The following is a 23,265-nucleotide window of genomic DNA, read 5'->3' as shown; positions in this document are numbered from 1 at the left end:
TTTATGCCGGGGCAGGCCGCATGGCGCGCGGGAGAACCCTCTGCAGCAGGCAAGAGCACCTAGAGGAGAAGGCGACGCCTCCGCCCAACATGCCGCCCGCTCGCGAACGGCACTGCGACGGCGTAGACATGCGGAAGCAAGGAAAGCGCAGGTGAACCATACCGGTGCAGCCCGAGCCCGCAGGCGCCCGGCGCGGAGGCGCGAGCGCAACGCGAAGCGAGGAGCCTCTCCCCGGGCGAGACGCGCGCATTCGTGAGGTGCGGGGGCGCCGCTCGAACACGAAATCGAGCGCTCGGCCTAATATTCTTGCCCCCCTCTCCCCCGTCCACCATATATTGAGCGTGTACGTACCCACCGCGCGCCGCACGGCGCGCACGCAGAAAGGGTTCCCTATGGGAGATGCACACCTCACCTGGAGGGCCGGCGCACGGATCCCGTTGGCGCGACGGCTCGCCTTGGCGCTCTGCGCCGCAGCGCTTGCCATCGCGTGCCTGCCGCAGGGCGCGCTCGCGGCGGACGGCACCGCATCCGGCGTCATCCAGATCCTGCACGTCAACGACACGCACGGTCACTACGAGCTCACGCACTATGCCGACGAGGATGATGAGGAGGGCACGCCGGTCAACGCATACGCGGTGCTCGCGGGCCTCATGTCCGATGCGTCGTCCACCGTCGTCCTGGACGCGGGCGACACGTTCCACGGGGACTCGTTCGCCACGGTGAGCGAAGGCACAAGCATCGCCGAGCTCCTTGACGCCGCGAACGTAGCCGCCACCACGCCGGGCAACCACGACTGGAGCTACGGGGCCGACCGCCTGGCGGAGCTCGACGCCGACCATGACTTTGCGGTGCTTGCGGCAAACGTGGTGGACGCGGACACCGGCGCGCCGTTTTTCGAGCAGCAGTACCAGCTTGTCGACCTCGAGGTCGCAGGTGAGCAGCTGACTCTCGGCATCGTGGGCGTCATCGACGAGTCGTTCTACACCTCGACGCCCGCGGCGAACGTCGAGGGCCTGGCGTTCACCGATCCCGTCGACGCCGCCGTCGACGCCGCCGAGGCCGCCCGCGCCGCCGGTGCGGACATCGTCGTCTGCCTGACGCACAGCACCGACCCGCAGGGCTTCGCCTCCCACGTGAGCAGCATCGATGCCGTCGTCGCCGGGCACGAGCACGTTCTGATCGACGAGGTCGTGACCGCCGCGGACGGCCGCGAGGTCCCCGTGGTCGAGGAGCCCTCGAGCCCGTCCGGCGAGTACTTCGGGTCCATCGGCGTGCTCGCCCTCGCCGTTTCCGAAAACGCCGACGGCACCTGGTCGGTCGCCGGCAGCGAAAGCGAGCAGATCGACACCGCGGGCCAGTACGCCCTCGCCGACGAGGGCGTCGAGGCCCTTACCGACGAGCTCGCCGCCCGCAACGCCGAGATCCTCGACGAGGTCGTGGGCACGAGCAGCACCGAGTACGCCTACTCCACCACCGAGCTGCCGGGCGGCTGGGAGCGCATCCGCACCGAGGATATGCCCATCGGCCACGTGGTGACCGGTTCGTATCTGGCGCTTACGGGCGCCGACCTCGCCTTCGAGAACGCCGGCGGCATTCGCGGGGGCGTGCCGGCGGGCGACGTCACCGCAGGCGACCTCATCTCGATCTCGCCCTATGGGAACACGCTGGCAACCTATGAGCTGACCGGCGCGGACATCCTCGCGACCATCGAGCACTCCCTGTCCATCTCCAAGGCCTGCCGCGACGTCCTAGCCGCGCAGATCGAGGCGCTCGAATCGGGCGAAGACCCCATGCAGTACAGCTGGCCGAGCAACTCCGGCAGCGTGCTGGTGGTGGGCGGCGCCACGATGGAGATCGACTGGGACGCCGCGGACGGCGAGCGCATCGTATCCATCGAGATGGCGGACGGCAGCGCGTTCGATCCGGATGCCACCTACACCGTCGCCATGAACAGCTATCTGCCCGGTGCCACCGACGAGTACCCAGCCTTCGCGACCATGCGGCTCGCGCAGGAATGGGGCAGCTGCGAGCAGGCGCTGCGCGCGCTGGTCGCCGACGCCTCCTGGGAGCAGCAGGTAGACGACCTCACCGGAACGATCACCTACACCGAGCGCGTCTTCCCCGACGCGGACCCGACCGCATGGTATTACGAGGCCGTGGTCTGGGCGGCCGAAAACGGCGTCTTCCACGGTTACGATGACGGCACTTTCGGCGTGGACGACCCGCTCGCGCGCGAGCAGGCCGCCGCGGTGCTCTACAACTATCTGGGCGGCGAGCCGGGCGCGCCGGACTCCGGACTGGCCGACGTCACGGACGAGTGGTATACCGACGCCGTGAACTGGACGGTGGCGCACGGCGTCATGACCGGCTACGAGGGCACGAACCTGTTCGGCGTGGGCGAGGCGCTCACCCGCGAGCAGTTCTGCTCCGTAATCGCCAAGGCCACGGGCGCCGACCTGGCGCATGTCGACGAGACCGTGCTCAACGAGTTCGCCGACGCCGAAAGCGTCTCGGATTGGGCGCGGCCCGCCGTCGCCTGGGCCATCCAGCAGGGCATCATCAACGGCGTGGAGCACGACGGGGCCCGCACGCTCGAGGGTGCGCGCGGTGCCACGCGCGCCGAGATGGCCGCCCTCATGAAAAACGCCGCGGACGCGGGCATTCTGTACGCGTAACGCCATCCCGCGGTTCGGCACGCATCCGAAATGCAGCACGGGGGCGCCCGCGATTCGTCGCGGGCGCCCCCGTGCTTGGAGACGCTTTCCTAGGGAACCACCGGTCAATTGCTTTCGCGGCAGGCGCCCGCCACGGGGCCGACCGGCGCGGAATGAATTGACCGGTGGTTCCCTAAACGCCGTCCGGCGTCCCCTAATGGATGCGCGGCAGAAGCGCCGTGCGGCGATGCAGGATCATCTCGGCGGCGATGCTCACCGCGATCTCCTCAGGCGTCTCGGCCTGAATGGGCAGACCGACGGGCATATGCACCTGTGCGACCTCCTCGTCGGAAAAGCCAACCTCGGCGAGCTGGGCGCGCACGAACGCGGTCTTCTTGGCGCTTCCGAGGCATCCCAGATACGTCGGATGGCACGCCAGCGCCTGCACCACGACCTCGCGGTCGCTCTTGTGGCCGGACGTCGCGCAGACGACGAAGTCGCGCGGCCCGATGGAGCAGAAGTCCCCGATGCGGCCGTAATCGACCAGGCGGCGCTCGACCGTCGCGGGCATGAGGTCCTCCTCGAGCATCTCGGGCCGATCGTCGCAGGCGACGACGGCAAAGCCGGTCGCCGCGAGCGTCGAGGCGAGCGCACGGCCCACGTGACCGCAGCCGAAGATGTAGGTGTAGCCCTCAGGGCTGATGGGCTCGAGGTAGCGCTCGCCGGAGATCCCCGCCTTGATGTCGGCCTGGCGCTCCGGGAACACGATGGACGCCGGGACCGAACCCGCGACGGCGCGTTTGGACCCCTCGCCGTGCTCCGTGGAGCCTGCCGCCCCCTCGCCGAACACCGAAAGGTCGAACGAGAGCACGCCCTCGCCGCGCTCGACCAGGATGCGTCGCTCCTGAACGAGGACGTCGCGCAAAGACGCATCGACCAGCACGTGGCACAGCGTGACTGCTCCCCCGCAGATCATGCCGGTATCGCTCTTCTTTCCGCCGATCGTGTAGCGGACCAGACAGCTCTGCCCGGCATCGAGCAGGCCGCGCGCGTCTGCCATCGCGATGTTCTCGACGCTGCCGCCGCCGACCGTGCCCAGAGCCGACCCGTCGGAGAACAGCGCCATCCATGCGCCCGCCGAGCGCGGCGCCGAGCCGTGCGTCTGGGCGACAAACGTCAGCTCAGCCGGCTCTTGCGCATCCAGCGCCCCCAGCAGGCGGTCAACGATCTCAATCTTGTTCATAGGTCTATCCTTTGCGGTTGAATGCCCGGAAACGGCGCCGAAGGTACGTCCCCTTCGTGCAAACATGCACGCCGAAGGTACGTCCCCCTTGTGCAATAACGCACGCGAAAGGTACGTCCCCATCATGCACGGAAGTGGCAGAGGGCCTCCAGGACGCCGCCGCCCACGGCGGTCGCCTTGTCCGAAACGGTCTTGACGAACGACGCGTCTCCGCGCGGGTCGATGTCGCCCGCCTTCATCCCCTTGAACGCGGGCACGCCGGGCGCCAGCAGGCCGCGCAGCACGCCGTCGATCGTGGCGAGCATAGGCTCGCCCGCAACGCGCCCGACCACCTCGCCCGCCGTGACGATGTCGCCGATCTCGTGGACGCACTCGAACGGGCCGTCGGCGGGGCTCCGCAGCACGCGCTTCGCCCCCACGCCGGCGATGATGCCGGGAACGCCCGTGTTGGCGATGGGCGAGCCGGTGTAGAGCACGCGGCCCAGATAGTGACCGCGCTTGGTCTCCACCGCCGCATGGCAGTCCTCGCCCGCGGTGAAGCCGGGGCCCACGCCGATGACGATGGGCGCCATGTCCATCGTGGTGCCGAGGTTGCGCTTGGCGAGGATGGCGTCGACGACCGCGTCGGGCGCCAGGTCCGCCACGAGCTCGGCGTCGGGATCGACCGCGACCGCGACCTCTCCTTGCTCCACGATCGCACGCAGCTCGTCGGGGGTTGCGCCCAAGCTGGCGCGCACGTCCTCGACGCACGCGCTGCCGCACCGGATGGCCTCGGAGAACGCCACGGTACGCCGGATGCATGTGGGCTCGGCGATATCCGCCATGACGACCGAGATGCCGGCGCGGTGCAGACGCAGCGCGATGCCGGTCGCCAGATCGCCCGCCCCTCGAATGAATGTCAACATGCCTGTTTCGTCCTTTCGCTTATCAGATGCCGCCCGCGCCGTTGCATCCGTGGTACCGTGTCCCACAAACCCCGTAGGCAGGGAGGACCCATGAGCGACATCACGACTCTCGTCGATATCCTGGAGCCGATTCGCGGCATCACCGCCGTGATCGGGGGCGGCGGCAAATCGACGCTGCTCGCACGCGGCGGGCGCGCCCTCTCGCAGCGCGGGCACCGCGTGGCGCTCGCTACCTCGACCCATATGCTTCCCGTAGACGGCCTCGCCTATGCCGCGACGCTCGAAGAACTCGCCCCGGAAGCGCGCAGGGCCCCGCTCATCCAACTCGGATGCCTGGAGGCATCGACCGGCAAGCTCACCGCGCCGGCCGAGCCCTGGGACTCGATCGCCGCGGCCGCCGACTACGTTCTCGTCGAGGCCGACGGGTCGCGCGGTCTGCCGTTCAAGGCGCACAGCGAGCGCGAGCCCCAGATTCCGAGCGGCTGCGCCCGCGTCATCTACGTCGCGGGCGCGACCGGGTTCGGCCTGCCCATCTACGACGTCGTGCACCGCCCCCAGCTCTTCCGCGATCTGCTCGGCGTGGCGATCGACGAGCCGGCGTCGCCCGAGCTTATCGCGGCGGGCATCGTCGCCGAAGGACTCGTGGGCATGCCCGACGACCTCGTGATCGTCAACCAGGCCGAGCGCCCGGGCGCCCAACGAGATGCCCGCGCGCTCGCCGCGGCGCTCACGCCGCTCATCGACTGCCCGGTCTTCGCCGGAAGCCTGCGCGACGGCGAGCTCGTCCGCCTCGCGTAGGCGTCAGGCGGCCTCAGCCGGCGCATCCGCCATCGGGGACGGATGCACGCGGCAGGTACGTCCCCGATGATGCACGTCCGGGCTATCCGCGCTCGACGTATCGGCCCGGCTTCTCGCCGGTCGGCTCGCCGTCGCGCGCCGCGAGCACGCCGTTCACGTACACCAGGCGCGCGCGGCCGTGAGCCTCGACGCCTTCATAGGGCGTGTAGTCGACCGCCTGCTGCTGCGTCGCCGCCGAGATGGTCCACCGCGCCGCGGGATCCCACACGCAGATGTCAGCGTCCGCGCCCTCAGCGAGACGTCCCTTGGCGGGCCACATGCCGAACACCCGCGCCGGGCCCTCGCTCATGAGATGCATGAGCTCCATGGGCCCGAGCTGCCCCTCGAAGCTCGTCGCCATGACGGCGGGGCGGTGCTCGATGCCCGGGCCCCCGTTGGGAATGCGGGTGAAGCTGTCGCGCCCGCGATCCTTCTGGCCGTGAAGGTTGAAGGAGCAGTGGTCGGTCGCGATGGAGTCGACCTCGCCCGCCAGCACGGCCTCGCGCAGGGCGGCGATATCGGCCGGCTTGCGCAGCGGCGGGCTCATCACGTACTTGGCCCCCGCGAACCCGTCGTCGCCCTCCTCCAGGTACCTCGTGTCGTCGAGCGTGAGGTACTGCGGGCACGTCTCGACGAAGATGCCCTGCTGGCCGCGGGACCGCGCCGCACGGATGGCGTCGAGGCCGAGGCGCGTGGACAGGTGCACCACGTTGACCTTGGCGCCCGCGATGCTCGCGAGATACAGCAGGCGGCTCACCGCATCGGCCTCCGCCTCGGCGGGACGCGACAGCGGGTGGCCCTCCGGGCCCGTGACGCCCGTCGCCAGCACCTCGCGCTGCAGCTCGTTGACGATGTCGCCGTTCTCGCAGTGCACGCACAGCACGGCATCCAGATCGCGCACGCACTCCAGGCACTGGAGGGTCTCCGCGTCGGTCAGGCGCAGGTGGTCGTAGGCGAGGTACGTCTTGAACGAGCTCACGCCCGCCTCGCGCATGCGCCGCATCTGCGCCGCGCTGTCCTCACCCCATTCGGCGATGGCCATATGGAATCCGTAGTTCGCCGTGCACGTGCCGTCGGCGCGCCTGCGCCATTCCGCAAGCGCCTCGTCCATGGTCACGCCGCGGTCGGCCGTGGCGTAGTCGACGACGGTCGTCGTGCCGCCGCAGGCGGCCGCACGCGTACCGGTCTCAAAGCTGTCCGCGGTCCAATCCATGCCGGTCCAGCACTGAAGGTGCGTATGGGCGTCGATGAAGCCGGGAAAGACCCAGCACCCCGCGGCGTCCTCGACCGTATCGTCGGCCCCGGGCTCTATGCTCGCCGCGATGCGGGCGATCTTGCCTCCATCGAGGGCGATGTCGCCGCGCCGCAGGCCTTCGGGGCACACCAGGGCCCCGCCTTTGATGATGATCATGTGCCAAGCTCCTTTCTTGTTCGGTTCGCGCATGCCGTGTCAGCTCCCGGATGCGCGCTGTCCGCGAGCGCGCATCCGGCAACCGGCCCGAAGCGCCAGCCCCCTATCCCGCCATGCCCTCCAGGGCGCGGCAGACGGCCGCAAGGTCCTCCGGCGTGTCCACGTCCATCAGCTCCTCGGCGCGCACCGCCTCGACCATAGACACGTCCATGGCCCCGGTGCGCAGCAGCGAGGAGCCCCCGTCCTTGCCGGCAAGACCCATGAGCGCACCGAAGCATGCGCGCGGGAACAGCACCGGGCTCGCGGGAGCACCCTGCCATGCCAGGCGCCATACGCGCGTCGGGTCGCCCTCGAACGCCCGCGCGAGCGCCTCGTAGCTCGCAGGCGACACCAGCGGCTGGTCGCCGGGAACGAACAGGCAGCCGTCCCAGCGCGTGTCGCCCGCCGCCAAACCGGCCCGGACCGAATCGCTGCGAAACCCTCCCTCGTGCAGGGCCACCGGCACCCCGGGTGCCATGCCGTCGAGCACGCGCGCGACCTCGGGCCAGCGCGTGGAGACGACGACCTCGAAGCGCGCCGCGGGCACCGAGCGAACCGTGCGCACGACCAGCGGCATCCCGCCCGCATCGGCGAGCAGCTTGTTGCGCCCCGCGCCGGCGATCCCGGCAAAACGCCTGCCCTTGCCCGACGCCATGATCACGCACCCGATCCGCATCCTGCACCTCCGTCCGCCGCGGCCCGTCCCGTCAGGCCCCGCTTCCACCATAGCAAAATGGGATGCCCCGCAGGGCATCCCATTGGAAGGAGAGGTATCCGAACCTTATGCGCGCGCGATCGTGGTGCCGGTCTTGCCCGCAAGGCCGTCCGCCGCCTTCTCGAGCAGGGTGATGAGCGACGTGCGCCCCTCTTTGCTCTCGACGAACGCGGTGGCAGCCTGGACCTTGGGCAGCATGGAGCCGGTGCCGAACTCGCCGGCCTCGCCGAGCTCGTTGGCGCGCTCGGGCGTCAGCGTGTCCAGCCACTCCTCGTGGTCGGTGCCGAAGCCGATGGCGACCTTCTCGACCGCCGTCAGGATGACGAGCGAGTCAGCATCGAGCTGCTCGGCAAGCTTCTCGGCCGCGAAATCCTTGTCGATGACCGCTGCCGCACCCTTGAGGTGATGGCCCTCGGTCGGGATGACGGGGATGCCGCCGCCACCGCAGCAGACGACCACGTGATCGGACTCGACGAGCGCGGAGATGGTGTCGAGCTCCACGATCGAGACGGGCTTGGGGCTCGCCACGACGCGGCGGTAGCCCTTCTTCTCGTCGTGCATGAAGTCGTAGTCGCGCTCGCGCGTGAGCTTGTCGGCCTCCTCCTCGCTCATGAACGGGCCGATGGGCTTGGTCGGGTTCTCGAACGCCGGGTCGGCGGGGTCGACTTGGATCTGGGTCAGCACGGTGGCGACGCCCTTGCTCATGCCGCGATCAAGCATCTCCTCGCGCAGGGCGTTCTGCAGGTCATAACCGATGTAGCCCTGGCTCATGGCGCCGCACACCGACAGCGGGCAGGGGATGTACTTCTCGGGATCGGAGCGGGTGAGCTCGGCCATCGCGTTGGCGATCATGCCGACCTGCGGGCCGTTGCCGTGCACGATCACGACCTCGTTGCCCTCCTCGATGAGGTCAACGATGGCGCGCGCGGTGATCTTGACCGCAGCCATCTGCTCGGGAAGATTGGATCCCAGCGCATTGCCACCAAGGGCAACAACAATACGACGAGACATGAATATCACCTTTCACGATGTGCTTTAAAACTGCAGCAGCGCCCGGGCGCGGCAGAGCGCACCACCCGGGCGCTGCGGCCACGAGAGAGGACAAAGGGTATGTCCGCTTCATGCGGGCTTTACCTGCAAGATCGAGAAGGCATGGGGAGAAAGGAGCAAACCCATGGCGGAGAGGGAGGCAAATGAGCACAACCTTGCAGGTAAAACCCGCATTGCGGGTTCCGGGACGGCCCCTTCTGAGCAGGAGCCGTCCCATAAGACGGGCGATTACGCCTGGTACCAGCGATCCTTGCCGGCAGCCTCGAGAGCCTTGAGGGTCTCGACGGGGTTCTTGCACTTCTGCAGGAAGATCATGGCCGCGATGGCGTAGGGCTTGTACGAGGCCTCCTTGTACATACCGACGCGGTGATCCTCGAAGACGTCAGCGTCGACCTCGCCGTGCTCGCAGGACAGGCCGGAAATGTCGGCCGGCAGCGGATGCATGTAGATGGTCTCCTGGCCGTGAGCGGTCTTCTCCATGAGCTCGCGGGTGGTGCACCAATCCTGGTGGGTGGCGTTCTGGGCCAGCAGCTCCTTCTCGAGCGCCTTGATGCCCTCGTCGTCGCCCTCGGCGTAGAGGTTGGTGCGCTTCTCCATGGCGGCGTAGGGAGCCCAGCTCTTGGGGATGACGATGTCAGCGCCCTCGAACGCCTCCTCCATGCTGTGGGTCTTCTTGAAGGTGGCGCCGGACTCGGCGGCGAACTTGCCGGCGATGTCCACGAGCTCGGGCATCAGGTCGTAGCCCTCGGGGTGAGCGAGCGTCACGTCCATGCCGAAGCGGGGCAGCAGGGTGATCAGAGACTGCGGGCAGGACAGCGGCTTGCCGTAGGAGGGCGAGTAGGCCCAGGTGACGGCGACCTTCTTGCCGCGCAGGTTCTCGATGCCGCCGAACTCGTTGATGAGGTAGAGGATGTCGGCGGTGGACTGGGTCGGGTGGTCCATATCGGACTGCAGGGACACGAGCGTCGGACGATGGTCGAGCACGCCGTCGGCATAGGACTCGGCCACGGAGTTGGCGACCTCGCGCATGTAGGCGTCGCCCTTGCCGATGTACATGTCGTCGCGGATGCCGATGACGTCAGCCATAAAGGAGATCATGGTCGCGGTCTCGCGGACGGTCTCGCCGTGAGCGATCTGGCTCTTGCCCTCGTCGAGGTCCTGGAGCTGCAGACCGAGCATGTTGGAGCCCGAGGCGAAGGAGAAGCGGGTGCGAGTGGAGTTGTCGCGGAACAGGGAGACGGCCAGACCGGAATCGAAGATGCGGGTGGAGATGCCGCGCTCGCGCAGGTTGCGCAGGGCGTCGGCGGTGGCGTACAGAGCGCGGAGCTCCTCCTCGGACTTCTCCCAGGTCAGCAGGAAGTCGCTCTCGTACATGCCGGAGTAGTCGAGGCCGGACAGGGTCTCGAGCAGCTCGTTGAACTTCTGGTCCATGGTCATATCCTCTCTCTTTTCGCCCCTGGCGACAGGGCGACCGATACACGAAGGGAAGCGGACGCGCGGATGCGTCCCACGGGAGGGCCCGCGCGGCGAAGCATGGGATGAAGCCGCGCGGACACTCCTCGAAATGGGGTCTTACTGGATGTCGTTGTCCGTGGCGCCGGCACGGAACACGGTCACGTCATCGATCTTCTTGGACTCGTCGTACAGGTTCAGCGCGGCGGTGTAGAGCGCGGCGCAGGTGACGAGGTCCTGCTTATAGGTGACCTCGTTGGGAGCGTGAGCCTGGCTCTCGGCGCCCGGGCCGAAGCCGACGCAGGGGATGCCGTAGCGGCCCTGGATGGACACGCAGTTGGTGGAGAAGGTCCACTTGTCGGTCAGCGGGCGGCCGGCGCGCTTGTCCATGGACTGCTCGACGCCGATACGCTCATCGCCGTACAGAGCGTGGTGGGCGTCGACGAGCGCCTGCACGTGGGCGGCGTTCTCGGCGTTGATCCAGGTCGGGAAGTAGGCCTCGGTCTCGTAGACGGTGCCCTTCCAGCTCGGACGGTCGTACATGTACATGGAGACCTCGACGTCGTCGCCGTACTTCTTGACGGCCGGCAGGTTGCGGATCTCGTCGAGGCAGGAGTCCCAGGTCTCACCGGCGGTCATGCGGCGGTCGATGGAGATGGCGCAGGAGTCGGCGACGGCGCAGCGGCTGGGGCTCGTGTAGAAGATCTGGGAGACGGTGCAGGTGCCGCGGCCCAGGAAGCGGGCGTCCATGTAGTGCTCGGGGTTGTACTTGGGGTCGAGCATCTTGACGAGGCCCTTGATGGACGTGGACTCGTCGCAGCCGTTGTTGTTGAGGGCGCGGACATCGGAGATGATGTCGGCCATCTTGTAGATGGCGTTGTCGCCGCGGTCGGGAGCGGAGCCGTGGCAGGAGACACCGTGCACGTCGACGCGTATCTCCATGCGGCCGCGGTGACCGCGGTAGATGCCGCCGTCGGTGGGCTCGGTGGAGATGACGAACTCGATCTTCTCGCGAGCGTCCTCCGGACCGTCGAAGTACTTGTTGACGATGTACTGCCAGCACATGCCGTCGCAGTCCTCTTCCTGGACGGAGCCGACGACCATGATCTTGTAGCCCTCGGGGATGAGGCCCATGTCCTTCATCATCTTGGCTGCGTAGGTAGCGGAAGCCATGCCGCCCTCCTGGTCGGAGCCGCCGCGGCCGTAGATGACCTCGTCGTCCTCGTAGCCCTCATAGGGGTCGTGGGTCCAGTTGTCGCGGTTGCCGATGCCCACGGTGTCGATGTGGGAGTCGATGGCGATGATCTTGTCGCCCTCGCCCATCCAGCCGATGACGTTGCCCAGACCGTCGACCTCGACCTTGTCGAAGCCCAGCTTCTCCATCTCGGCCTTGATGCAGGCGACGACCTCGCCCTCCTCGCAGGACTCGGACGGATGGGAGATCATGGCGCGCAGAAACGCGGTCATGTCGGGGCCATAGGCCTCAGCAGCCTTCTTGATGGCGTCGAAATCGAGTTCCTTGGTCATTGCAGAAATCCTCTCTCGCATGAGTTGATACACGACTTGCCTTCTCGATGGGGCCTCTCCCCCATCTGGTTTGCACTACTCGGCGGGATACGCGCCGTCCCAGACGACCTTGCGGTAGTTCACCGGATCGGTGTCGCCCTCGGTCGAGAACATGAGCACGGAGCTCTCGGAGGTGAGACCGATGGCCTCGCGCAGGTCGGCGTACTCATCGGACTCCATGAGCGTCGTGATGAGGCCGGCTCCCACGGCACCGGACTCGCCGGAGATCACGCGGGGGTCGCCGGAGAGCGGGGCGCCGAGCACGCGCATGCCCTTGGCGGCCACCCAGTTGGGGCACGCCACGAAGACGGACACGTGGTTGCGCAGGATGTCCCATCCGAGCGTGTTGGGCTCGCCGCAGGCGAGGCCAGCCATGATCGTGGGCATGTCGCCGTCCACGATGCGGGGCTCGCCGTCGCCGGCCACCGCGCCCTTGTACAGGCACGCGGCCTCGTCGGCCTCCATGACCACGAAGATCGGCGGGTTATCGGGGAACAGGTTGGTGAAGTAGCCCACCACGGCACCGGCGAGGGAGCCGACGCCCGCCTGGACGAACACGTGGGTCGGACGCTCGACGCCCGCGGCGGCGAACTGCTCGGCCGCCTCAGAGGCCATGGTGCCGTAGCCCTCCATGATCCAGCTCGGGATCTCCTCGTAGCCGTCCCATGCGGTGTCCTGGACGATAACGCCGTTCTCGCAGGCATCGGCCTCGGCGGCGGCCATGCGGACGCACTCGTCGTAGTTGACGTCCTCGATGGTCACCTGGGCGCCCTCGGCGGCGATGTTGTCGAAGCGGCTCTTGACCGAACCCTTGGGCATGTGGACGACGGCCTTCTGGCCGAGCTTGTTGGCGGCCCATGCCACGCCGCGGCCGTGGTTGCCGTCGGTGGCGGTGAAGAAGGTGGCCTGGCCGAAGTCGCGGGCGAGCTCCTCGCTGGTGAGGTAGTCGTAGGTCATCTCAGAGACGGGCTTGCCGGTCTTCTCGGCGATGTAGCTCGCCATGGCGAACGATCCGCCCAGGACCTTGAAGGCGTTGAGACCGAAGCGGTAGCTCTCGTCCTTGACCGCAAGGTTCGCAAGACCAAGGTCTGCCGCCAGGCCATCGAGCTTGGCGAGCGGGGTCACCGAGTACTGCGGGAAGCTCTGGTGGAACGAGCGGGCGGCGCTGACGTGCTCGAGCGACATGATGCCCAGGTGGGCGTCATCGCTTTTAGGCATCTTGTTCGCAACCCATTTGATCTGATCGGCCATGCTGTTGTTCTCTCCTTTTTGGCTCACTTTGCCGGTGTGTGGGATACGCGCTCGCCCTTTTGGCAGTTGTGGCCGACTGGGCTGAACTTTTATCTGAACACCAAACAAAAAGTTTTGCTGACCTAGTTTTACCACAGGGGATAAAGCTGAGTCCAGACAGATTGTTTGGTTTCATAAACGGTTGGAATCTGCCGGTAAACGGTATATTCCTTGGGCATTTGTGCTCTAACTATATTTATGTCAGGATATACCTAACAAAAAGTTTGGAAGGAGGTTACATGTCCCCAGCGCAGATTGAGTTCTATCGCCGTCTTGCCAAGGGTCTTGCCCTTCAGTTCGGCCCCAACTGCGAGATCGTCATCCATGACTTGGAGTCCGACGATCTCGACCACTCCATCGTGGCGATCGAGAACGGACACGTGTCTGGGCGCCATCTGGGTGACGGCCCCAGCCATGTAGTCCTCGAGGCGCTCCACGACGCGCCCGACAAACTTGAGGACCGCCCGCCGTATCTCACCAAGACGTCGGACGGCAAGCTCCTGAAGTCGAGCACCATCTTCATCCGCAACGAAGCCGGCTGGCCGTGCGGGATCTTGGCCATCAACTTCGACATCACGCTGATGACGGCGTTTTCCGGCACGCTGGCCTCGCTCATCGGCACCGGTGATCACAACGAGCCGGAACCCATCGCCAAAAACATCGGCGACCTGCTTGATGACCTGTTCAGCGAATGCGAGCAGATGATCGGAAAGCCTGCCGCCCTCATGACTAAGGAGGAGCGCGTGCGGGCCATCGGCTACCTCGACCAGCGCGGCGCGTTCCTGATCAGCAAGTCCAGCCAGAAGGCGTGCGACTTCTTCGGGATCTCCAAGTACAGCTTCTACAGCTACCTGGACGAAGCCAAGGCCGCCTCAAACGATGATCAGAAGTAGCGATGTCGCACATATGCGCGGCAGCAGGCGGGGGCGGGGCTCGATATGAGTCCCGCCCCCGCCTGCTTTTGGTACGCATACCATGGTATTGGGGTATTGTTGGCGAGCCAGGAGCACCCGAGCCCCGGCGCGCTTCAATTTGGTATCAAGTTCGCGCATATCAGCCTGATTGGACAAAACGGACCAGCCGTTGACCTGCGGTTCTTATGATGCGCTCGAGATGCGCCGGACCGCCCTCCCCCGCCTCGCGGACGATCGGGGGCCGAAATGGCCCGATCATTGATACCAAATCTTCTTGTTCTCGCGAACAGATGCCCGATTGCCCGCCAAACCCGCTTCGCGCTCGGCGAACGCGACGCCGAGCACCGCGATGAGCAGTGGGGCGGTGAAGATGAGCGCGCAGGCGTAGCGCGCATCGTACATGGGCGACAGCACGACGCTCGCCATGCTCAACAGCACCGGCATCATGATGGGCAGCCAGCGGCGCATGCGGCAGATGAACAGCCACAGGGCGAACAGCGGAATCCAGATCACATACGACGGGCAGGTCATCGCCAGCCCGATGACCGGGATGTCCACCCAGGCATCCCAGACGTCGCGAGCGGCTTCGCGCAGGCTCTCCAGCTGCCAGGGCTGGCGCAGCAGGCTCGTGCCGTCATGGTCCTCGTCCCATGTCTCGATGCGCAACTGGATGGGCTCGGACGGGGACGCGAAACCCGAGAGCATCGAGAGCGCCGCCTCCACGTAGACCTCGGGATGGCGCAAGCCCTGCGCGGCCCAGACCTTGAGGTACTCCTGGATCTGCTCGTCGGTGGCGCTCGCGTTGTACTCGTACTTCACCGAATCCGCCCACTCGGGCTGGTAGCGCTCGTTCAGCGTGTCCACCACCAGCACGTCGTCGATGGCGCGACGCTCGCTCGCGCCCATCTCCACCCCATGCAGGGCGACGTAGCGCGCGGTCTGCTGGAACAGCGTGCCGAGCATCTCCTGACGTCCGCCGGGAACGACGTCGAGCGTGGGGAACACCAGGTTCGGCATAACGCCCCACATGAGGACGGCGGAGAGCGCCGCGGGCACCAGGCTTCTCCACCACACGCGGCGGTACACGACCGCGTAGATAACCATGGTCGGGATCACGATGTAGATTCCCGTCTTCTTGGTGAGGGCGAGCAGCAGCGCCAGCACGATGTTGCCAAGAAGGAACGGCACGGACCGCAAGGCGTCGCCGCGCGTGTGGACCACCGCGATCGCCATGGTGAACCACGCGACGTAGATGCCCGAGAACAGCATGTCCTTGATCACCGCAGGCGCATAGCCACCGAACACCGGGACCACGCAGACCGTCGCGAACAACCCGATCGTCAGGCCGCGCGGCGCGCCGATATGGCGCAGGTAGGCGAAGGCGACCGAAAAGGCGATGGCGGTCCCCAGCGCCTGCAGCACGGAGAAGATGAAGATGCCGGTGTTCCATGAGCCGGTCAGCTGATCGCTCGTATAGGCGAACCAGCCGTACAGCAGCGTGTCGAAGATGGGATGGTGGTCGCTGAACTGCGCATAGGCGCGCCTGCCGGGCACCGCCCACAGCTCGGCGCGCACCTCGTCCCCGCGCGGATAGAACTGCGTGATCTGGTAGTAGGTGTCGTAGATCATCGAGCCCGGATAGAACGCGACGATCCAAAACGACCAGCAGAGCATGAGGATGAGCGCCGCGAAGACGGCAGCGCGGAAGCGCCAGGAGAACACGAGGCGATCGACGGTGGCGGCGAGGCGGAAGGCAACCGCGCGCAGGCCCGCCTGTGGGGCGGGAGCGGGCGGACGGGAGACGCGCCTGAGAGCCTTCGCGAGCAGGGGAACGATGATGGCCGCGGGGATCACGATGCCCACGGTCGCAAGCGGCACCAGCTCGTCAAGCGAGCCCCGGAACCAGCCGTCAGACGCAAGCGCGGAAGCATAGACCCCAAGAAACGTCGCAAAGACGATGAACGCCAGCATGAGCAGCACGCACGGTGCGTAGCGAGGCGCGCGCTGGGCACACGACGAAAGCGCGCGCTGATCGGACTTGCGTTGTATCTCGGCCATGGGCATCCTTGACGATATGCAGAGGTAATCTGCGCTGCAGTATAGCATTGGGCGAGGTCCAGCCGCAGTTCGCACGAAGCTCGCAGGCAGCTCGCCCCGTCCTGCTTGTCGCCGCGCCCACCCCCGTGGCGCTCACCGGCGCCGGGGCGGCAATCTGGTGTTGCCGCCCCGGCGCTCCAGGATTCCTGCCGCACCCCCGCCCTCCACTTTTTCATGAATTACAGAGGGGCCGAACGAGCGTTTCCCCAGGTATCTATTGTTTGACCCCATGCATTTTCATGAATAAACGACGGGATGGACACAAGAGCACGGCGCGCAGAGGACAGGAAGCCCTCGACCTACTCGCTAAACGGCCATCCCCCAGCCGCCAGGATCTCGATGGCCGCCGCCACCGCGTCGTCCTCGCAACGGCCGATATGCCAACGGGCGGCTGCCTTCGCCTCGGGCGTCGCATTGCCCACGGCGACCGCGTGGCCGGCAACCGAAAACATCGTCAGGTCGTTGCCCGCATCGCCGAAGACCACGACCTGGTCGGGAGTGATGCCGAGATGGTCGCACAGGGTGAGCAGGGCGCTACCCTTGTTCCAACCTGTCGGCATGATGTTGGCGTACCCGACCATGGGGATATCGAAATCAAGCCCATCGACCTCGTCGTTCAAGCGGGCGACGAACGCCTCGGTCCCCGCCATGTCGGCATCGATGAAGATGTTCGCCTTGAGGACATCCTCGGCCGGCAGCGCACCCACGGGCACGCATGCGCGGGCGTACGCCGGGGTGATCCGGGCGAGCACGTCGAGGTCGCCGGCGACGAGCTGCGGCGTCGTGCCGTCAAAGGCGAGCAGGCCCGCGCCCGGTGTGTCGCGCACGATGTCGAGCGCGCGCTCGAGGGCGGCGATCGGCAGACGTTGCTCGCAGATCTTTTCGCCCGCGCAGTAGACCTCCAGGCCGTTGGTGGCGATCGCCGTCTGGCAGCACGCGGCGTCCCCTCGGAAGAACGGCGCGATCTGCACCAGGCCGCGCCCGCTCGCAGGACCGGCCATGATGCCGGAGTCCAGCGCGGCGCGGAACGCGGCGACGGTGCGCGGGGGCACCGTCGATGCGCCCGCGGGCATGATCGTGCCGTCGATATCGGAAAGGATGAGCTTGATGGCGCTGGCCTGCATGATTCACCTGCATTTTCCCGGTAATTCTTAGGTGGCCATCCGCGAATGGCCACGGCCATTGTACGGCAACGCACGGCTCTCCCCTTCTGCGCACATAAGTCGAAACACGGCCTGGGGAGATGCGGTCGAGTGTCCCCGCGCGCCGCGACTCTACGAAGGAGCCGATGCACCTGCGCTACAAGGTGGACGCAGCGGGCCCACGCCGACGCCGTCCGAGCGCGCGTGCGTCAGGCAGACACCCCGGGTGCATGGCGCAAGAAACTTGGTATGCAGAACAATGAGCGCTACCATGTCGTTGCGTATCATCCATCATGTATGAATCTGTCCCCGAATGCGCAAAGGCGGCCTGTCATGAAAACGTCCACGTTCGTCGGCAACCTCATCTTCTGGATCGCCATCGCCGCCGTGTGCGGCGTTTTTGCCGCGTGGTACTACACGACCGACGTCTCCACCGTGACCGCCGCTGCCGCCGAATCGAGCTGGACGCTCGTCGGAACCATCGCCGCCACGCCCCTGCTGCTCTATGCGATCGGCGCCATCATCGGCCTCGTCGTCATCAAGATCGGCAAGCTCCGCATCAACCAGTCCCTCAAATCGCACGCGTTCATCGTGGCGAGCCTTATCCTCGCGCTCATGATCGCCGGCATCGCCCCCGTCATCGCGCTTGGCCCGACCTCCGGCTACTCCATGCCGACGCTTCTGCTCTCCTACGCCGGCGTCTACGCGGCGCCTGTGTTCCTCATCATCGGCGCTGCGTATTCGGTCGGGATCGCGCCGGCGAAGTAGGTACGCAATGGGGCGGGCTTGATGGATCCTCGACCATCCCCTACGGCGAAGCCTCAAACCGAAAGGCCCCTCTTCCGCGCAAGAAGGGTGACGTCTTCGACAAGCGCCTCCCTACCCATGGCGTGAAGCACATCGTAACTCGGATACAGATATCCGCTCACGATGTCCACGCTTTCAAGGAGACGGTACGTTTCAACGGTCGATTTACCCCATTCCCTCGCAACATGATTGAGCAACCAGACGACGAAGAAGATCGCATCATTTTTGCTCTGGGCCATATAGTCTCCTCCGCAGCCCGTCTGTTCATTACACCAGCCTGTTAAGAATCCCATCAGAAAAGAGGTCTCTGAAACCTTTACTGAGGGCAGCCTCAATCGGCCGTGCGGTCATAAACGAGCACCTTGTCTCTCATAATCGGACGGAACAGTTTTCCGAGCTGATCTGGGGCAACGGCAGTCACGCAATCGGTGGGACACTTCAGCGCATGTCTTAATTCCGTCTGGATGTCCACGTATTCCGTCATGGGGATATCGAAGTTATCCCTGTCGAGAATGATCCAGAGGTCGACATCGGACAGCTCGTTGAAGTCGCCGCGCGTATACGAACCGTAGACGTACACTTTCTCAACGCACGGATGCGAAGCGCACACGGGTCGGATAAGTTCGGCTATGGCGCGATGCGCTCGCTCCCTCATGGAAACTTCATCCGCTGCGCTCATCTTGATCCCCCGTCCTTTTACCTCGTCACATCGTACTTATACCATGCTCGAGCCGAAGACAGCCCCACCACTTCAACATCCGTTTGTCGCCTCTCGCTTGAGCTAAACGTTCTCAACACCATCAGTATCCCAGTAGCGAATTGCGCTCATCGACAAGGGCAATCGCGCATCCTCCAAGCAGCAACGCACCGCAAATGACCGCAGTGAGTTCGGTTGAGAGACCATTCGCTATCATGGGAATAAACAAACCGCCTCATGCCGCGTTGGCCGCGGATCCTTTCGAGAAAGGCTTCATCGATGTCGAACACCGTGTGGGGAATCCACTGCAAAGATGAAAAGCTCATGCTGCAGGGAAACGTCATGACAATCGGATGGGAGGACTTCGGCAACCTCTCCTCCCTCACCGCCACGCGCGACGCCTTCAAGGAGCACTACGTCGAGACCCACCCGGATGCCAGCAAGGGGCAGGTTGCCACCTGCGCCGGCGTGCTCTACCGCTTCGCACATGAGGTCAACGTCGGAGATTACGTCGTCTTCCCGTCGAAGTCGGACCGAAACATCAACATCGGCATCATCGAGGGCGAATACGAATACGCGGGCGACGGTGTCCTCTACCCCAACCGCCGCAAGGTGAAATGGCTCAAGCACATCCCCCGCCTCTCCTTCTCCCAAGGGGCCCTGTACGAGCTGGGATGCGTGCTGAGCCTCTTTCAGGTGAAGAACTACGCGGACGAGTTCCTCGGCGCGATCGAGAAGGGTTTCAGCGCGAAGCACCTGATGGATGACGACGTCGACGAGACCGTCGGCACGACGGCGGACGAGATCATCGAGTCGACGCGCGACTTCATCCTGAAGGAGCTAAGCCGGAACCTCAAGGGGTACGCCCTCGAGGAGTTCGTGGCGAACCTGCTCGACGCGATGGGCTACCGCACCACCGTCTCGCCCCAGGGCGGCGACAGCGGCATCGACATCACTGCCTACAAGGACGAGCTGCCCCCGAGGATCCTCGTCCAGGTGAAGAGCGGGGGCGGCGACATCAAGGAAAGCACCATCCAGTCGCTCAAGGGCGCCATGCGCGAGGGCGACTACGGCCTGTTCGTCACCCTGTCCAACTACACCAAGAACGCCCGGAAGTACCTCGAGAACACGCCCATCATCCGCGGCGTGAGCGGCAGCGAGCTGGTGGATCTCATCCTCAAGTACTACGAGCTGCTGGACGGCAAGTACCGACGGATGATCCCCCTGAAGAAGGTGTACATCCCCGTACCGAAGGACGAGTAGGACGAGCTGTAGTCGCGTGCCAAAGGAGCCATCGTGGAAGAGAATGAGACCCGCCAGGACATCACAGTCGTCAACGACGGCCAGGGGTTGCTGTTTCTGGGAGATCCCCAGGCCATCAAACGCTGGCTCGATGAGCAGGGGCTGACCTCAAAACAGTTCACCACCAAGGCCATCAAGACCGCCGGAGATGCCCTGGGCTCTCTCGGTGAAGCCAAGCAACAATCCGGCCGATGGGTCAAGCTCACCAAAGAGTCCGCCGAGCTGGTCAAGAAGTACGGCAAACCCGGGACCATCCAGAAGGGCGTCGCCCAAAACGCCAAGGGGCGCGCCATCAAATGGCTGGAGTTCTACAACCCCAGCCAGCTGTTCACGCCCGCCATGGCGGCAGGCGTCGGCGGCATGATGACCCAGATGGCGCTCGAGCAGGCCATCCAAGAAATCACTGACTACCTGGCCGCCATAGACGAGAAGGTCGACGACCTGCTTCAGGACCAGAAGGACACGACCATCGCCTCCCTCATGGGCGCCGCGCTCGAGGTCGACGAGGCGGCCGCTGTTCGCGATGCCACGGGCACACTCAGCGATACCGCATGGTCGAAGGTCTCCCCCTGCGCGCAGACCACGAGCAGGGCGCTGGCGTACGCACTCACCAAACTCAAGGGCCTTTCCGACAAGGCGGAGCGCGCGAAGAGCATCGAGGACGTCGGGCATGCGGTCGAGAAGCTGCCCGACGAGACCCGCGCATGGCTCGATGTTATCGCCCGCTCGATTCAAACGCGCGACAGGCTCTCCGTCATCGAACTCGAACGGGCCTACGCCGAACTTCCGGAGGTGCTCGAGCAGCATCGGGCGGCAATCGTCGAGGCGCGCAAGCACAGGCTCACAAACGTCCAGAACGGTATCGGAGCGTTCCGCCAGAGTTTGGAGGGAACCGCCCAGCGGCTGCGCGACCAGAAGCTGTTCCACCCGCGCATCGTCAATCGGTCGCTGGAGATCATCGATGCCGCCGTCAAAGATATTGACGGCTTCGCGGAGCAGCTCAATATCGAGATCAGTCAAAAGACCATCGAGCGTGCACGAGCTTGGAATGAACTTGCCGGCGAGGCGATTGTAGAGGTCGCCTCAGGCGCGGCGGCGAATGCTGTCGAGCTGGGCGGCAAGATGGCCGATGGCGCACAGGTACTCGGAGGCGCCATCGCGGACGGCGCGGGAACGCTCGGCGAGGCTGCCGGTAAGGGCATAGCCGAGCTGGGCGCGGGCGCATCCGAGGGCGCAAAGGCCCTCGGCGAAGCGCTCAACAACGTCGATGTGTCCCAAGTGCTTGACGCGATTCCCATCAAGCTCCCGTTCGGCAAGAAGTAAGACCAAATTCGGTCGCGGTTAGAATCTTTGAGCAGAACCTGAGTGCCTACATCCGCTCTACCCGTCCGTCAATCACCGGCACTAATTAGGTTTAGCGCTCATGCGCATCATCCGCATGGATCATCTTGTTGGTTTGGGTCATCAGCGGTCGCCCTTTTCAGCCCTTCGACCGACACGTCAGACAGGCTCGTCGCTCCACCCGTCCAGGGGCCGCTAAGGTCAGTCACGATAGGAGTAGCACCACGGAGTCCTTCCTCTCTGACAATCCCAATATGAGAAGATGCGAAGAAGCTCTTTCTATCTCATTGCCGCGCAAACGCACCCTTGCTCGCCCTCTTCTTAGCAATCAAAGGCTCCGAGCAGTTCTCATTTGTCCCCTATACACAAGATGTTGTTTGTCAATTCGCGTTCGGCTGTTCATCGCTCGAACTTGTGAAGACCGAACATCTGTTCACCTCGGCATTCCCGTAAACCTTCATATTTCTCAGCCACTACACAGCTTCTCTGAGCTGCGAAAACACAATATATAGTATAGGTACTCTCAAATGACCACACTATATTGTGCCATTCTCTCTGATACTATCTAGCCCAAGGACGTCCCCGACCGACCGCTAACCATCTACTGAAAGGATCAAAATGGCTAAAAGCTATGACTTGGGCAAGAAGTCAGATATGAGGCGCTTCACGCGCGATCTCGAGCGAGAGGTCAAGGGCATCGCGAGGGAAAAAATCAAGCGGGGCGGTTTGGAAATTGAATGCCCCGCATGCGGCTCACCCATGCACGCGTCATCGGGCCTGAACACCTGCCCGGCTTGTGGAAAGACGACAGAAGTCACCTTCGACTGGACCAACTTCTAACGCTTTCCCAGCAGCCCGCATCCCCGCAGAGCTCACGAAAGATGTGGACGATCTTACCCGGATTCTCTGGCACCCCTTTCAGCTTGTTCGCCACGGCGTCAAGGCCTTCGAGCTTCGATATTGCCTTCACCTGAAAGGCATCGACTCTCGTTTCCGGCAACCGCCCTCCACCTCGATTGCTAGGCGGGGGCGCGCAGACGGTAAACAAAGACCATTGAGGGAGGTGGTTCTTATGCAGATGGCTAACTTCGCGTCGAGGAGCATTGCCTCCGCTGGGTATGCGGACGGTAAGCTCGTAATCGAGTTCAGGGGTGGAGGAGCCTACCAGTACGACGGTGTACCGGCGTCAATCGCTTCCCAGCTGTTCTTCTCCGCGTCAAAGGGCCGATTCTACCAAGCCTTCATCAAGGGCAAGTTCCCCTGCATCCGGATTCGCTAGGCATCGATGGCGATTGACATGCAGCAGCGTATTGGCAACGCTCGCCATAGCTTGCACCCGCACGTCGCCAGCAGTCCACAACCTGGCCGCCTCCACCGTGTCGCGGATGAAGGTGGCCAGGTTCCCTCGAATGTCATATCTCACGGGTTGAAGATGAAATTGGAGCAGATTCACGCCGCCTAGCCAGCCGCAACATAACGTACAACTGAATCTCGTGGGTCGCGTCAGACGGCTCGACCTGCACAATGTTCCTATCCGTACGCCACACGTCTCAACGGCATGTTCCGTGAGCTGAACCTCAAAAGGAGCGAGGACCAGATTTGCGACACACTCGACCGCTTCTAGCGACGAACCCGCCCGCCCTCGACGATGTTCGCCCCGTAGTCCAAATTCAACCATCGGCACCAGAGGACCGGCTCTAAACAGCTCACGAGCTCGAAATCGAACCGCGCAGTCGAGCATGCCAGGATCTTTGACATCACAAGGCAGGCCGTCTGTGGAGCACTGTCAGCCTTAAGATGTAG

General features: G+C 64.8%; 20 protein-coding genes. 8 read left to right on the top strand and 12 right to left on the bottom strand.

Annotated elements, in window-relative coordinates; all coding sequences use genetic code 11:
• Positions 1–392 precede the first annotated feature (392 nt).
• A complete protein-coding gene (locus QVN30_RS01120; protein ID WP_289835095.1) occupies positions 393–2,675 on the top strand; it encodes a 5'-nucleotidase C-terminal domain-containing protein in 2,283 nt (760 codons plus the stop codon).
• A gap of 193 nt (positions 2,676–2,868) precedes the next feature.
• Here the strand turns inward: QVN30_RS01120 and QVN30_RS01115 are convergent, their stop codons facing one another.
• Complete coding sequence (locus QVN30_RS01115) at positions 2,869–3,897, bottom strand: XdhC family protein (RefSeq protein ID WP_289835094.1); 1,029 nt, start codon at positions 3,895–3,897, stop codon at positions 2,869–2,871.
• A gap of 122 nt (positions 3,898–4,019) precedes the next feature.
• Entirely contained in the window at positions 4,020–4,802 is a 783-nt protein-coding gene (gene yqeB, locus QVN30_RS01110; RefSeq protein ID WP_289835093.1) for a selenium-dependent molybdenum cofactor biosynthesis protein YqeB, read from the bottom strand.
• 90 nt (positions 4,803–4,892) lie between these two features.
• Between yqeB and yqeC the strand changes: the two genes are divergently transcribed.
• Positions 4,893–5,600 (top strand): selenium cofactor biosynthesis protein YqeC, encoded by a 708-nt coding sequence (yqeC, locus tag QVN30_RS01105; RefSeq protein ID WP_087202018.1) that lies wholly within the window; start codon positions 4,893–4,895, stop codon positions 5,598–5,600.
• Positions 5,601–5,682: 82 nt separating this feature from the next.
• Here yqeC and hydA read toward each other — a convergent pair whose 3' ends face one another.
• From hydA to dpaL, 6 genes are all read right to left on the bottom strand, one after another.
• Positions 5,683–7,050: a dihydropyrimidinase gene (hydA, locus tag QVN30_RS01100; protein WP_289835092.1), complete on the bottom strand. Its 1,368-nt coding sequence runs from the start codon at positions 7,048–7,050 to the stop codon at positions 5,683–5,685.
• Between the two features lie 103 nt (positions 7,051–7,153).
• Complete coding sequence (locus QVN30_RS01095) at positions 7,154–7,765, bottom strand: nucleotidyltransferase family protein (protein ID WP_289835091.1); 612 nt, start codon at positions 7,763–7,765, stop codon at positions 7,154–7,156.
• Between the two features lie 105 nt (positions 7,766–7,870).
• Entirely contained in the window at positions 7,871–8,815 is a 945-nt protein-coding gene (arcC, locus tag QVN30_RS01090; protein WP_289835090.1) for a carbamate kinase, read from the bottom strand.
• 267 nt (positions 8,816–9,082) lie between these two features.
• The gene (gene ygeW, locus QVN30_RS01085; protein WP_066834338.1) at positions 9,083–10,285 is read right to left on the bottom strand and encodes a knotted carbamoyltransferase YgeW; all 1,203 of its coding nucleotides are present in this window, start codon (positions 10,283–10,285) and stop codon (positions 9,083–9,085) included.
• A gap of 141 nt (positions 10,286–10,426) precedes the next feature.
• Complete coding sequence (locus QVN30_RS01080; protein WP_066834042.1) at positions 10,427–11,833, bottom strand: YgeY family selenium metabolism-linked hydrolase; 1,407 nt, start codon at positions 11,831–11,833, stop codon at positions 10,427–10,429.
• Between the two features lie 75 nt (positions 11,834–11,908).
• Positions 11,909–13,123, bottom strand: coding sequence for a diaminopropionate ammonia-lyase (gene dpaL, locus QVN30_RS01075; RefSeq protein ID WP_289835089.1), 1,215 nt, complete (start codon positions 13,121–13,123; stop codon positions 11,909–11,911).
• Positions 13,124–13,401: 278 nt separating this feature from the next.
• Here dpaL and QVN30_RS01070 point away from each other — a divergent pair, with 278 nt between their 5' ends.
• Positions 13,402–14,055 (top strand): helix-turn-helix transcriptional regulator, encoded by a 654-nt coding sequence (locus tag QVN30_RS01070; RefSeq protein ID WP_289835088.1) that lies wholly within the window; start codon positions 13,402–13,404, stop codon positions 14,053–14,055.
• Between the two features lie 276 nt (positions 14,056–14,331).
• Here the strand turns inward: QVN30_RS01070 and QVN30_RS01065 are convergent, their stop codons facing one another.
• Together QVN30_RS01065 and QVN30_RS01060 are read right to left on the bottom strand one after the other, a co-directional pair.
• On the bottom strand, positions 14,332–16,134 hold the full coding sequence (locus QVN30_RS01065) for a DUF6020 family protein (RefSeq protein ID WP_289835087.1): 1,803 nt from the start codon (positions 16,132–16,134) through the stop codon (positions 14,332–14,334).
• A gap of 338 nt (positions 16,135–16,472) precedes the next feature.
• Positions 16,473–17,297 carry an HAD family hydrolase gene (locus tag QVN30_RS01060; protein WP_289835086.1) on the bottom strand — a complete coding sequence of 275 codons (825 nt, stop codon included), beginning with the start codon at positions 17,295–17,297 and terminating at the stop codon, positions 16,473–16,475.
• Positions 17,298–17,648: 351 nt separating this feature from the next.
• On the opposite strand from QVN30_RS01060, the gene QVN30_RS01055 reads away from it, so the two are divergent.
• A complete protein-coding gene (locus tag QVN30_RS01055) occupies positions 17,649–18,083 on the top strand; it encodes a hypothetical protein (protein ID WP_289835085.1) in 435 nt (144 codons plus the stop codon).
• Positions 18,084–18,136: 53 nt separating this feature from the next.
• Here the strand turns inward: QVN30_RS01055 and QVN30_RS01050 are convergent, their stop codons facing one another.
• A complete protein-coding gene (locus tag QVN30_RS01050) occupies positions 18,137–18,361 on the bottom strand; it encodes a DUF3791 domain-containing protein (RefSeq protein ID WP_289835084.1) in 225 nt (74 codons plus the stop codon).
• Between the two features lie 92 nt (positions 18,362–18,453).
• The gene (locus tag QVN30_RS01045; RefSeq protein WP_289835083.1) at positions 18,454–18,801 is read right to left on the bottom strand and encodes a nucleotidyltransferase family protein; all 348 of its coding nucleotides are present in this window, start codon (positions 18,799–18,801) and stop codon (positions 18,454–18,456) included.
• 297 nt (positions 18,802–19,098) lie between these two features.
• Here QVN30_RS01045 and QVN30_RS01040 point away from each other — a divergent pair, with 297 nt between their 5' ends.
• From QVN30_RS01040 to QVN30_RS11435, 4 genes are all read left to right on the top strand, one after another.
• A complete protein-coding gene (locus QVN30_RS01040) occupies positions 19,099–20,082 on the top strand; it encodes a restriction endonuclease (protein WP_289835082.1) in 984 nt (327 codons plus the stop codon).
• A 33-nt stretch (positions 20,083–20,115) separates the two neighbouring features.
• Positions 20,116–21,444, top strand: a complete 1,329-nt coding sequence (locus QVN30_RS01035) for a hypothetical protein (RefSeq protein ID WP_289835081.1) — start codon at positions 20,116–20,118, stop codon at positions 21,442–21,444.
• A 654-nt stretch (positions 21,445–22,098) separates the two neighbouring features.
• Positions 22,099–22,302 carry a zinc ribbon domain-containing protein gene (locus QVN30_RS01030; protein ID WP_289835080.1) on the top strand — a complete coding sequence of 68 codons (204 nt, stop codon included), beginning with the start codon at positions 22,099–22,101 and terminating at the stop codon, positions 22,300–22,302.
• Positions 22,303–22,534: 232 nt separating this feature from the next.
• Positions 22,535–22,741, top strand: coding sequence for a KTSC domain-containing protein (locus QVN30_RS11435; protein ID WP_353738951.1), 207 nt, complete (start codon positions 22,535–22,537; stop codon positions 22,739–22,741).
• Positions 22,742–23,265 lie beyond the last annotated feature (524 nt).

Origin of the sequence: Collinsella ihumii (assembly GCF_030385545.1) — a bacterium.
Classification (GTDB): domain Bacteria; phylum Actinomycetota; class Coriobacteriia; order Coriobacteriales; family Coriobacteriaceae; genus Collinsella; species Collinsella ihumii.
This window is presented reverse-complemented; position numbering and strand designations above follow the sequence as displayed.